Genomic DNA, 12303 nt, shown 5'->3' on the forward strand with positions numbered 1-12303 from the left:
CATCGCGGACCACCCCCAACTGCCCACCCCCACAGTGATCGCCCTGATCAGCGACCCGGACCCGCAGGTCGCCAAGGCCTCTGCCCGGTCACCCGCCTGCCCACCGAGACAATGGGGCAGCTCCTCGAACTGGCACGCCTATGACACACCCCACCCGGTCGCACTCGGACACGACGCTCCCCACTCGCAACTCCGACACCCGCCCACGGAGATGGGATCAGCAATGGGGCACCTGAGGGCACGACAGCGGGCCCGCGTGCGGCTCGGCAACGCTGGGATCCCGACATCGTCCAAGGACCGCTCCACCGAGCCCTCGATCCTCTACATGTCCAGGCGCTGAGCCGCCCCCGCAGCGGGGGCGCCCGGAAGGGCTACCCCGCCGCTGCTGTGCCCGGGGCAGCGCCGACCGAGGCGGGATGGTGGATGTCAGCGGGAGGGGGCGGGGTCCTCGGGGCGGGCGGTGATGAGCAGGCCGGCGGCGATGGCCGCCAGGAGGGTGAGGGCGGCGGCCCACCAAAGGGTGGTGGTGTAGTCGTGGAGGATCGTGGCGCGGAGTTCGGTGAGTTGGAGGGAGGTGCCCGAGAGGTGGAGGAGGCCGGTGACGAAGAGGGCGGAGCCGGCGCCCGCGCCGAGTTGGAGCGCGGCGCTGACGGTGGATGAGGCCGCGCCCGTGTGGGAGGGGGCGACGCCGGAGGTCGCGGTGGCAAGGAGCGGCATCAGGGCCACGCCCACACCCAGGCCGGTGAGGACCAGGCCGGGCAGGATCTGCGTCGTGTAGTCGGCGGTAAGGGAGACGTCCGTCAGCAGTGCCAGCCCGATGGCCGCGGTGACCAGGCCGGCCGCGATCAGGACGCGGGCCGGAAGGCGGCCCGCGAGGCGGGCGGAGATCAGGGTCGCGCCGAGGAGGAGTGCGAGAGCCATCGGAAGGAAGGCCTCCCCCACCGCCGCAGGGGAGTAGCCGAGGGCGCTCTGTGCGGCCAGGCTCAGCGACGTGAGCAGGGCGAACACGCCGGCGCCGGTCAGGACCATGGCCACAGCGGAGCCTAGCCTGTTGCGGTCCGTGGCGACGCCCGGGGCGACACTCGGGGTGACGCCCGGAGAGAACGCCGGCTCGTTCCGGGACCGCCACCACAGGAAGCCGGCGAACACGGGAGCGCCCACCACCAGCAGGATCACCGTCCCGATGTCGCTCCAGCCGTTGGTCCCGGCCCGGGTGAATCCGAAGGTGACGGCGACCGTCCCGCACGTGCCGAGCAGCACGCCGACCACATCGAAGCGGGCGACGGCACCGCGCGGCGCCTCGTGCAGCAGGGTGAGCGCACCGACCAGGGCGATCACAGCGACGGGGACGTCGGCGTACAACGCCAGGCGCCAGCTCATGAGTTGGGCGAACCAGCCACCCACGAACATGCCCAGGACCGAGCCGCCGCCGGCGACTGCGGCGTAGAGGCCGAAGGCCGTGCGACGCTCCCGCGGGTCGGTGAAGTTCACGGCCACCAGCGCGAAGGCGGCCACGGTGACCAGCGCGCCCGACGCTCCCTGTAGACCCCGGGCGAGCATCAGCAGGGCGGCGTTCGGCGCCGATCCGCCGAGCAGGGAGGCCACCGCGAAGACAGCCAGGCCGATGACCATCGTGGCCCTGCGCCCCAGCAGGTCCGCGACCTGGCCGCCCAGCACCACGAGCGCGACGAAGGCGAGCGTGTAGCTGTTGACCAGCGTCGACCGCTCGGCGTTGGAGATGTGCAGGTCCATCTGGATCAACGGGAGCGCGATGTTGAACGTGCCCACTTGGAGGCCCACCAGCAACTGCGCCAGCACGACCGCGATCAGGCCCCACCAACGTCCTCGGTGGGCGGGCATCTGGTCGGCGGGCGTTGAGTCCTGGGGCGCGGGGGCGAACAGGGGCGAGGCGGCCCAGGCACCCTGCCCGGGCCCCGGCGGCTGCCCGAATCCCGGGGGCGGTCCGAATCCCTGCGGCGGCCCGAACCCCGGGGGCGTCGCGCCCGCCGGCCCCGCCCACCCCGCCGGTGCCGTCGGGGTGTAAGCCGGGGACTGCGGCTGCGGCGGCGCCGATGCCGATGCCGGGGAGGGTGCGACCGGGGTCGGCTGCGCCACGGGCGCCTGCGTGGGTGCCGGCACGTAGTCCAACAACTCGGCCGCATGCCGACCGAGTTGGGCGAGCACCGGACTGGGCAGCCACTCCGTGGCCCGATCGGTCGTCGTCTGCTCGACGACGTGCTGGAGGGTGGGCCGCTCGGCCGGGGCCTTGTGCAGGCACGCGCCGACGAGCTCCGCCAGCGACTCCGGGACGCCCGTCAGGTCCGCCTCCTCCTCCGCGATGCGGAAGAGGTGTGCGTTCAGCCCGCTCTCGCCGGCGCCGAACAGCAGCCGTCCGGTGGCCGCGTAGAGAAGGACCGCGCCGAGGCAGAACACGTCGCTGGCCGGGGTGAGTTCGAGGCCGCGGACCTGCTCGGGCGACATGAACCCCGGGGAGCCGATCAGCATGCCGGTGTGCGTGTGCAGGCTGTCTCCGAGGAGGCCGTCCATGGCGCGGGCGATGCCGAAGTCGATGACCCGCGGGCCGTCAACGGTCACCAGCACGTTGGACGGCTTGAGGTCGCGGTGGATCAGCCCCGCGCCATGGACGGCCTGCAGGGCGAGCGCGAGCCGGTTGCCGAGGATGCGGACCGAGTCCTCGGGCAGCGGCCCGAAGTCCTTGGCGACCACCGTCTGCAGGTCCGGCCCGGGGATGTACTGGGTGGCCACCCAGGGGATGTCGGCCTCGGGGTCCGCGTCCAGCACGGCCGCCGTCCAACTGCCGCCCACCAGCCGGGCGGCGGCGACCTCCCGGGCGAAGCGCCGGCGGAACTCGGGGTGCCCGGCGTACTCGGCCTGGACGACCTTCACGGCCACCGTGCGTCCTTGCTCGGACCGCCCCAGATACACCAGGCCCATGCCGCCTGCCCCCAACCGGGCGATCAGGCGGTAGGGGCCGATGAAGCGCGGGTCTTTGCCGGTCAACTGGTCCACCCGAGCAAGATAGTTCAAAGTGCACTGTCTGTTGGGGCAGTTGTCCGAGGCGGAACCGAGCTGCCGCTCAAGGACGGTGATCTGGTGGCGCAGGACCAGGATCTCCGCTTCCTTCTCGCAATCGCTCATCGGCAACAGCCGCACCGCCGCGAAGGCGCGGGTGACCGAGGAAGGCGAAGCGCAGCGACCCAGGTGATCATCCTGTCGCAACCCGGCCACCGGGCTCTGAACTGCGTGGATGACATTCGCGGCAGACGCAGGGGCGGGGCCAGAGATATCAGGACTGCTTTGACATTAGATAAGAAATCCTTCAGTATCCTCTTCATGCCACGCACCACCCTTGCCTCCGCCACCACCAACGGTCACTGCCTCGTGCTGATCGGCGTGGCGCTGATGTGCGTGTCGGACACCCACTGTCGTTGACGCCGGTCCTCTCCGGTCGCGTCGAGGCACTGCCTCCGCGGCGGGACGGCTGAACCGGGCGCCCCAGGCTGCCCGGTTCGACTCTGGTCCTGCTCCGTCTTCTCCCAGTCCTCTCCCAGTCTTCCTCCGGGGCCGCACACCGGCCTCCGTACTCGTCGCAGTGAAGTGAAAGGCACCCCAACAGTCATGTCGCGCTCTCATATACCGGGCGGCCTGCGCGCCGCCTCCTCCGTCGCGCTGGTCTCCGCGATCCTGGTGACGGTGGCGGCCTGCGGCCCGAAGGCGACCGGCTCCAGCGCCGACGCGACCGCGCACCAGGGCGGTACTCTCACCGTCCTCGACGAGAACCCGCAGACCGACTTCGACCCGGCGCGGCTCTACACCACCGGCGGCGGGGACGTGCCCGGGCTGGTCTTCCGCACCCTGACCACCCGCGCCCACGTCAGCGGCGCCGCCGGCACGAAGGTCGTCCCGGACCTGGCCACCGACACCGGCGAGCCCTCCGACAACGCCACGGTGTGGACGTACCACCTCAAGCCGGGGCTGAAGTTCGAGGACGGTACACCGATCGCCGCTGCCGACATCAAGTACGGCATCGAGCGCAGCTTCGCCCCCGAACTCTCCGGCGGCCCCTCGTACCTGCGGGACTGGCTGGTGGGCGGTGCCAGCTATCAGGGTCCGTACCAGAACAAGCAGGGCCTGGCCTCGATCGCGACGCCCGACGCCGCCACGATCGTCTTCCACCTCACCAAGCCCGAGGGCGACTTCCCCTACCTGGCAACGATGACGCAGTTCTCGCCGGTACCGCAGGCCAAGGACACCGGGGCGAACTACTACAAGCACCCGATCTCCTCCGGTCCCTACGAGGTGACGGAGAACCAGAACAACGGCACCACCATGGCGTTCAAGCGCAACCCGTACTGGAGCGCCGCCACCGACAGCCAGCGCAAGGCCTACCCGGACGTCATCGACTACGACTCGGGCCTGGACCCCGCGGTGATCAACCAGCGGCTGTCCACCAGTTCGGGCTCGGACGCCGCGGCCGTGACCACGGACACCAACCTCGGCCCCTCGGAGCTGGCGCAGATCGCCGGCAACAAGGGCCTCGCCTCCCGGGTCGGCACGGGGCACTTCGGCGAGACCTACTACATCGCCTTCAACCCAAAGGTGAAGCCCTTCGACAACCCGAAGGTGCGCGAGGCGATCTCCTACGCGATCAACCGCACCGCGGTCGTGGACGCGGCGGGCGGTTCCGCGCTGGCCACCGCCGCCACCACCTTCCTGCCGAACCAGGCGGCCTTCGGCTACACGCCGTACGACTGGTTCCCGGCGGGCGCGAGCGGCAACGCCGCCCAGGCCAAGCAGCTGCTGGCGCAGGCGGGTTACCCGAACGGGATCACTGTCACGCTGACCCACGACGCCTCGGACGGCAGCTACACCGGACCGGCGATCGCCACGGCGGTGCAGGCCGGACTGAAGTCCGCCGGGATCACCGTCAAGCTCAACCCGGTCCAGGACAGCGACTACTCCTCGCTGGTGAACTCGGTGAACACCGAGCCCGGGATGTACCTGGCCAGCTGGGGAGCCGACTGGCCCAGCGGTGGCCCGTTCCTGGCGCCGGTCTTCGACGGACGGCAGATCGTCACCGACGGCGCCAACTTCAACAACGCGCAGCTGAACGACCCCGCGGTGAACGCCGAGATCGACCGGATCAACGCGATCACCGACCACGCCCAGGCCGCCCAGGCTTGGGGCGCGCTGGACAAGAAGCTCGGCCAGGACGCCTACACCGTCCCGCTGCTGCACCCGGTCTACGAGCGGCTGTACGGCACGGACATCCGCAATGTCGTGATCAATGACTGGGACGGCCGCCTCGACGTCTCCGACGTCGCGGTGAAGTAGCAGCAAGGAAGCAGCAGGGGAAGCAGCAGTAGGGGAACTGGCGATCCGTCATGAGCATTGAGGAATACCCCCGGGTGGAGTCCGCCGGGGTGCTGGTGTGGCGGCGGCTGCGCTCCAGCCGGGCCGCGATGGCCGGGCTCGTGGTGCTGGCCCTGCTGGTCGTCGTCGCGGTGGCCGCGCCGTTGTTGTCCGCGATCGAGGGACAGGACCCGACGACGTATCACGACGGGCTGCTGAACTCGGCGCTCGGCGGCGTGCCCACGGGATCGCTCGGAGGGATCGACTCCACCCACTGGCTCGGAGTCGAGCCCGGCACCGGGCGGGACCTGTTCGCCCGGCTGGTCTACGGCGCCCAGATCTCGCTGTTGGTGGCGGTCGGTTCGACCTTCGTCCAGGTGGTGGTCGGGATGGCTGCGGGGCTGGCCGCCGGGCTCGGTAACCGGCTCGCGGACCAGGTGATCGGCAACCTCAGCGACATCGTGCTGGCGCTGCCCTCGCTGGTGTTCGCCATCGCGCTGATGGCCGTGGTCCCCTCCTCCTTCCCCCGGCCGCTGCTGCTGATGCTGGTCATCGGCCTGCTCGGCTGGGGCGGAACGGCACGGGTGGTCCGCGCGCAGACCCTCACGCTCAAGGAGCTCGACTACGTCGCCGCCGCCCGGCTGGGCGGCTCCGGCACCTGGCGGATCGCCCGGCGCGAGCTGCTGCCCCCGCTGGCCGCGCCGGTGATCACGTACGCCGCGCTGTTGCTGCCGTCCAACGTGGTGAGCGAGGCAGGTCTGTCCTTCCTCGGCGTCGGCGTCAAGCCGCCCACCTCCTCCTGGGGCCAGATGCTCTCCTCGGCGACCACCTGGTTCCAGTCCGATCCGATGTACGTCCTGCTGCCCGCCGCGCTGTTGTTCGTCACCACCCTCTCCTTCACGGTGGTCGGCGACGCCGTCCGCACCGCGCTCGACCCGCGGGCCGCCTCGCGGTTGCGGGTGGGCGTCGAGCGGCCACGCCGCGGCAAGCGGCGGCAGAAGTCCCAGACGTCCCAGGCGTCCCAGACGTCCCAGACCGGGGAGGCCGCCGCATGAACGGGCTGAGCCGATTCGTGCTGCGCCGGCTGCTCGGCATGGTCGCCGTGCTGCTGGTGCTGTCCGTCGCCGTCTACGCGGCGTTCTACCTGGTGCCCGCCGACCCGGCGCAGCTGGCCTGCGGCCCCAGGTGCAGCCCGGCGCAGGTGGCGCAGGTGCGCGACCAGCTGGGGCTCGACGCCCCGGTGTGGGCGCAGTACGGGCACTTCGTTCAAGGCATCTTCGCCGGACGGGACTTCGGGGCCGGTTCGGCCTCGGTGCACTGCGACGCGCCGTGCCTGGGGATCTCCTACAAGACCGGCGAGCAGGTCACCACCATGCTGTGGGACAGGCTGCCGGTGACCGCCTCGCTCGCCTTCGGCGCCATGGTGCTCTGGCTGCTGCTGGGCGTCGCCTCCGGACTGCTGTCCGTGCTGCGCCGGGGCCGGCTGACCGAGCGGGCGCTGACCGCGCTCACCCTGGCCGGCAATGCCACCCCGGTCTTCGTCATCGGACTGCTGCTCCTGCTGCTCTTCTGCGCCTATCTGCAGTGGCTGCCCTTCCCGAGCTATGTCGGGCTCACCCAGGATCCGCAGCAGTGGTTCTGGGGACTGCTGCTGCCCTGGGTCTCGCTGGCGTTGATCGAGTCCGCCAAGTACGCCCGGCTGACCCGCTCCTCAATGCTGGAGACCCTGGCCGAGGACCACATCCGCACCTTCCGCGCCTACGGTGTCGCCGAGCGCCGACTGGTCACCCGGCACGCCCTGCGCGGGGCGCTCACCCCGGTGATCGCGCTCAGCGCGCTCGACCTGGGCACCATGTTCGGCTCCGCGGTGCTGACCGAGTCGCTCTTCGGCCTGCCGGGGCTGGGCAAGCTGCTGGTCTCCTCGGTGGCGATCGTGGACCTGCCGGTGGTGGTGGGCCTGGTGCTGGTCACCGGGTTCTGCGTGGTACTGGCCAACGCCGTCGCCGACCTCCTGTACGCGACGGCCGACCGACGGGTGGTGCTGTCGTGACCGAAAAGCTCAGGACTGAAGAGCTCAGGACTGGAGAGCTCATGACCGATCAGCCGGCGACCGAGCCGTTGGCGACCGAGCAGCTGGTGGAGGTCCGCGACCTCACCGTGGACTTCCCGGTGGACGGCGGCGGCACCGTGCGCGCGGTGGACGGACTCTCCTTCGACCTGGCGCCGGGCGCCGCGCTCGGCATCGTCGGCGAGTCCGGCTCGGGCAAGTCGACGGCGGCCTACGCGCTGCTCGGGCTGCATCGCGGCACCGGCGCGGCGACCGGCGGCAGCGTGCGCGTCGCGGGAGTCGACCCGCTCGGCGCACCCGAGGCCGAACTGCGGCGGCTGCGTGGCGGTTTGGCCGCCATGGTCTTCCAAGACCCGCTCTCCTCGCTCGACCCCTACTACTCCGTCGGCGACCAGATCGCCGAGGTGTACCGGGTGCACAACCGCGTCTCCCGCCGGGCTGCGCGGCAGCGCGCCGTCGAGGTGCTCGACCGGGTGGGCATCCCCGACGCGGCCCGCCGCGCCCGCTCCCGCCCGCACGAGTTCAGCGGCGGAATGCGCCAACGCGCCCTCCTCGCCATGGCCTTGGCCTGCGAACCCCGTCTGATCGTCGCGGACGAGCCGACCACCGCGCTGGACGTCACCGTCCAGGCCCAGATCCTCGACCTGCTGCACGAGCTGCGCGCCGAGACCGGGGCCGGGCTGCTGCTCGTCACCCACGACCTGGGCGTGGTGGCCGACAGCGTGGACCGGGTCCTGGTGATGCGGGACGGCCGTGCGGTCGAACTCGGCCCGGTGGCCGAGGTGCTGGGCTCCCCGCGCGAGGAGTACACCCGCGAGCTGCTGGACGCGGTGCCACGGGTCGAGACGGCGCGCCGCGAGGCCGTCGAGTTTCGCGGGACGGACCAGCCGGACGAAACGGGCGGGCTGGACGAGCGGGACGAGCCGGGCGACGACCGTCCCGTCCTGCTAGAGGCCGTCGACCTGCGCAAGGAGTTCCGCCGCCGTGGCGCGCCGACCGTGAACGCCGTCGACGGCGTCTCGCTGACAGTGCGTCAGGGCGAGACCCTCGGCGTGGTCGGCGAGTCCGGCAGCGGCAAGACCACCCTGGGCCGGATGCTGGTACGGCTGCTGGACCCCAGCGGCGGACGGCTGGTCTATGACGGCCGCGAGATCGGACGGGCGAGCGAGCGCGAACTGCGGCCGGTGCGCGGCGAACTGCAGATGGTCTTCCAGGACCCGGTCTCCTCGCTCAACCCGCGCCGCTCGATCGGCGAGTCCATCGCCGACCCGCTGCGCGCGGCGGGAGAGCGCGACGACCGGGCGATCGCCGGGCGGGTCCGCGAGCTGCTCGACCTGGTCGGTCTCAACCCCGACTGGTACAACCGGTATCCGCACGAGTTCTCCGGCGGCCAGCGCCAGCGGGTCGGCATCGCCCGGGCGTTGGCCCCGCGCCCGCGCCTGCTGGTCTGCGACGAGCCGGTCTCCGCACTGGACGTCACCACGCAGGCCCAGGTGGTGGAGCTGCTCGGCCGCCTGCAACGGGAGTTGGGGCTCTCGCTGGTCTTCATCGCCCACGACCTCGCGGTGGTGCGCCAGGTCAGCGACCGGGTCGCGGTGATGCGCCGAGGGCAGGTCGTGGAGTCGGGACCTGCCGAGCGGGTCTTCACCGCACCACAGCACGCCTACACCCGCAGGCTCCTGGAGGCGGTCCCGGTCCTGGACCCCGCGCTGTCCGCCGAACGGCGCGCGGCCCGGGCGGTGCCCGCCCTCGAAGCCACCGGCTGAGCGCCGGCCGCGCGCCGGGCACCACATCGTGATGACGACGGTCGTTGTCCTCGAAGCTTCCCAGGTGACCTGGCTTGTAGGGTGGCGTGGAACATCTCTGATCTGATTCCTGGGGGAGGGCCCGGTGCGCGCCCGTCGGTGGATATGTGTGGTCGCTGGAGTCGTCGCGCTGAGCAGCCCGACGGTCGCGTATGCCCGTGGTGGCAGCGGTAGTCACGGGTTCGGCGGGGGCGGGAGCAGCCATGGTGGTGGCTTCCACGGGTCGACCAGCGGCGGCTTCGGCCACGGTTTCGGCGGCGGCTTCGGAGTCGGCCTTGGAGTCGGCGGCGGTGGGATCTTCCCCTTGCTGTTGATCGTGGCTGTGGTCCTCCTGATCTTGTGGCTCAGGTCCCAGCGCCGGAAGGCGGGGCAGGCAGCCGGTCTGAACACGGTGTCGGACCGCACGGCGCACCGCGCGGACGCACAGGCGCGCGACCGCGCCGCCCAGGTCGGGGCCCGGGTCGATGCGCTCGCCGACACGGATGCGACCTTCGACCGCGGTGCGCTGGAGCGCCGCGCTGTCTGGTTGTACGTGACTGCCCAACGGGCCTGGACGGAACGCGATCACGCCACCCTGCAGCAGATCCTGTCCCCGGTGCTCTACGGCAAGTGGGCTGACGAGCTGCGCGATTACGCGTCACGTGGCGAGGTCAACGTCGTGGAGGTCCTCTCCGGCCCGGTGGTCGAGTTGGTCGATGTCGCGAACCGTGCAGGTGAGGTGAACGACACCGTCACCTTCCGGATCACCGCGACGCTCAACGACTACGTCCGCCGCAACTACGGCGCGGACGACGTGCGCAAGGACGGCTCGACGCGCCCGGTCGAGTACTGGACGCTGCGCAAGAGCAGCGCCGGGGAGTGGATCGTGTCGTCGGTGGAGCAGGCGGCCGAGGGTGCACACCACCTGACCAGCGCCATCGAGACGGACGGCTGGGATCAGAAGGAGGTCGCTCGGGAAGCGGTGCTCGAGGTGGCCGGGAAGACCGCGGTCAAGGGTGTAAGCGACATCCTGTCGCTGACCAGTATTTCGTGGAGCACGGATGCCGACGCCGCCGTCGGCGATCTGAGCGTGCTCGACGGCCGGTTCGACAAGTCGGTTCTCGAGGTCGCCGTCGAGCGGTTCCTCGAGGAGTGGGTCATGAACGACGGCAGCCTCGACTTCACGTCCGTTCGCACGGTCAATCGAACCGTCATGCGTGACGCTCTCATCACGTCGGTCAAGGTGCGCTCGCTGGTCTCGCGCAACCCCATCGTGTTCCGTGTCGCGGTCGACGCAGAGGGCGTCTACTACGAGGTCGACCGCCGAAGCGAGCAGGTGCTCCGCGGTGACGCACGCAAGCGCGGGCCGATCACCTTCTCGTTCGATCTGCGGCTGGACGACACGTCGACCAAAGCGTGGACAGTGATCGCCGCCGACGTGGCCTGATCGAGGTCCCGGCCGTCCCCCCACGGCCGGGACACTCCATCGCTCACGCGAGTGATCCAGCCGCCGATTCTGTCGGACCTGCCGGCACCCGGAGCACCTCCGTCTGGAGGGTGTCGCCACCCCCGACCAGAGGTTTTCCGGTCCAAGGAGTGCGCGATGCGCCGACAGCGCCACGGGGAGATCTCGCGGCGCGGGCGGCAGTCCCGCGGACGGTTACGGAGGGTCAGCCGCGGGCCGGGCGCCACATCGTGGTGACGACATGGCCGTTCGGCATCCTCAGCTCGCCGTTCGGGACGAAGCCGACGGCGGCGTAGCGCTTGTCGTTGGCCGCGGGGTTGCTGGATTCCAGGTAGGCGGGCATGTTCAGCTCGTCGATCCGAGCCAGGCTCTCGCGGAGCAGTGCCATGCCCAGCCCCTTGCCGCGGTGGGCGTCGTGGGTGCCGAGCAGACTCAGGTAGAAGTGCGGCTCGCGCGGGCGGGCCGCCGCCATCGGCTCCAGAACCCCCAAGATCACCGCGGCCGTCTCCCTGTCGGTGATCTCGAGCAGGAAGTCAGCGAAACCGTGCTCCTCCTGCTCGGTGAGCTCTGTGCCGCCCGGCGGGATCCACACCGCGGCGGCCTCCACCTGTTCGCTGACCAGAAGCCACGGGTAGCGCAGCGCGGAGGTGGCCATAAGCCGCCACAGTGCACCCGCCTGCGTCGCCCGCCGCCCGGGATCAGGGAAGGCCGGCCCCCACACCGGGTCCTCGAAGAAAGCGGTGGTCAGCGTGGCGACGACGGCATCCGTCTCGTCGGCGCGCGCCGTCCGTACGGACAAGGACTGGGCTTGGTCGCTCATCCCGCCACGATAGTTCAGCGCGCCTGCCAGGCGGGGTCCGTCATGGCCTGGGCAGCAGGCCGGCCGCCTGTAGCGCCGGGGTCGGCGGTCAGCGGGGGTAGCCGGCCTCCATCCAGGCCTGGAATTCTCGCGTCCGCTCGGGTGGCCAGGCGCCGTCGCAGGGCATGACACCCTTCGCGAGCGCCTGGTGGATCCTTTCGGCGTTGGCACGTACGTCCTGGTAGGACGACAGGTCGAAAGCCTTCGACATCGCTTCGATGTCCTTCGCCCGAAAGAGGGGCCGGATGTCCCGTTCGAAGCTCGGTTCCTGTCGGCTCACGGCCTTGTCTCCTTCGGTTGACGCATCGCGGGGGTGTCCGCGGATTCCGGTCGAGGATGGCGCAGTTCGATCAGCGCGGCCACCGCAGGCCGCACTGCGGGGCACACCGCTCCTGCCCTCCCGCCCGGCGGCAACGCCGCCGAGGCGGCTCAATGACCGCCGGAACCGGCGGATGCGCTGGGCGCGGTGGTCGGCGTATCGCTCGGTGTGGGGCTGGGATTCGGGGTTGGGCTCCGAGCGGGGATCGTGGCCGGTCCGGCCGGAGAGGTGCTGACGGCAGAACTCGGCGTCGCGGTCTGGTGAGCGGCACTCGTGCCGCCGACGCCGCTGCTTCCCCCGTTGCCCGCAGGGGGCGAGGTGGACGGTGCGAGGGACGGGGTCGCCGACGGCCCCGCTGATCGGGACGCCGACGGAGCAGGAGAAACCGACGGTGATGGAGAAGGTGTGCCGTGGCCAGAAGCCGTGGGGGACACG

At 71.1% G+C, this 12303-nt stretch carries 9 protein-coding genes; 6 read left to right on the forward strand and 3 right to left on the reverse strand.

Translation table 11 applies throughout. The features are described 5' to 3' along the window. Positions 1 to 426: 426 nt before the first annotated feature. Positions 427 to 3030, reverse strand: a complete 2604-nt coding sequence (locus ABH940_RS25335; RefSeq protein ID WP_370106238.1) for an MDR family MFS transporter — start codon at positions 3028 to 3030, stop codon at positions 427 to 429. Between the two features lie 84 nt (positions 3031 to 3114). On the opposite strand from ABH940_RS25335, the gene ABH940_RS25340 reads away from it, so the two are divergent. The 6 genes from ABH940_RS25340 (at position 3115) to ABH940_RS25365 (ending at position 10672) form a co-directional block, all read left to right on the forward strand. Next, entirely contained in the window at positions 3115 to 3453 is a 339-nt protein-coding gene (locus tag ABH940_RS25340) for a hypothetical protein (RefSeq protein ID WP_370106239.1), read from the forward strand. Positions 3454 to 3639: 186 nt separating this feature from the next. Continuing rightward, complete coding sequence (locus ABH940_RS25345; RefSeq protein ID WP_370106240.1) at positions 3640 to 5355, forward strand: ABC transporter substrate-binding protein; 1716 nt, start codon at positions 3640 to 3642, stop codon at positions 5353 to 5355. Positions 5356 to 5405: 50 nt separating this feature from the next. After that, positions 5406 to 6428 carry an ABC transporter permease gene (locus ABH940_RS25350; protein WP_370071312.1) on the forward strand — a complete coding sequence of 341 codons (1023 nt, stop codon included), beginning with the start codon at positions 5406 to 5408 and terminating at the stop codon, positions 6426 to 6428. 5 nt (positions 6429 to 6433) lie between these two features. Beyond that, the gene (locus ABH940_RS25355; protein ID WP_370106255.1) at positions 6434 to 7423 is read left to right on the forward strand and encodes an ABC transporter permease; all 990 of its coding nucleotides are present in this window, start codon (positions 6434 to 6436) and stop codon (positions 7421 to 7423) included. 41 nt (positions 7424 to 7464) lie between these two features. Then, complete coding sequence (locus ABH940_RS25360) at positions 7465 to 9207, forward strand: ABC transporter ATP-binding protein (protein ID WP_370106241.1); 1743 nt, start codon at positions 7465 to 7467, stop codon at positions 9205 to 9207. Between the two features lie 148 nt (positions 9208 to 9355). Further along, positions 9356 to 10672 (forward strand): TIM44-like domain-containing protein, encoded by a 1317-nt coding sequence (locus ABH940_RS25365; protein ID WP_370106242.1) that lies wholly within the window; start codon positions 9356 to 9358, stop codon positions 10670 to 10672. 223 nt (positions 10673 to 10895) lie between these two features. On the opposite strand, the gene ABH940_RS25370 is transcribed toward ABH940_RS25365, so the two are convergent. Both ABH940_RS25370 and ABH940_RS25375 read right to left on the reverse strand, forming a co-directional pair. After that, positions 10896 to 11510, reverse strand: coding sequence for a GNAT family N-acetyltransferase (locus ABH940_RS25370; protein ID WP_370106243.1), 615 nt, complete (start codon positions 11508 to 11510; stop codon positions 10896 to 10898). 88 nt (positions 11511 to 11598) lie between these two features. Further along, positions 11599 to 11829, reverse strand: a complete 231-nt coding sequence (locus tag ABH940_RS25375) for a hypothetical protein (RefSeq protein ID WP_370106244.1) — start codon at positions 11827 to 11829, stop codon at positions 11599 to 11601. Between the last annotated feature and the right edge of the window lie 474 nt (positions 11830 to 12303).

The sequence above is a fragment of the Streptacidiphilus sp. BW17 genome, from assembly GCF_041262485.1.
In the GTDB taxonomy this organism is placed as follows: domain Bacteria; phylum Actinomycetota; class Actinomycetes; order Streptomycetales; family Streptomycetaceae; genus Streptacidiphilus.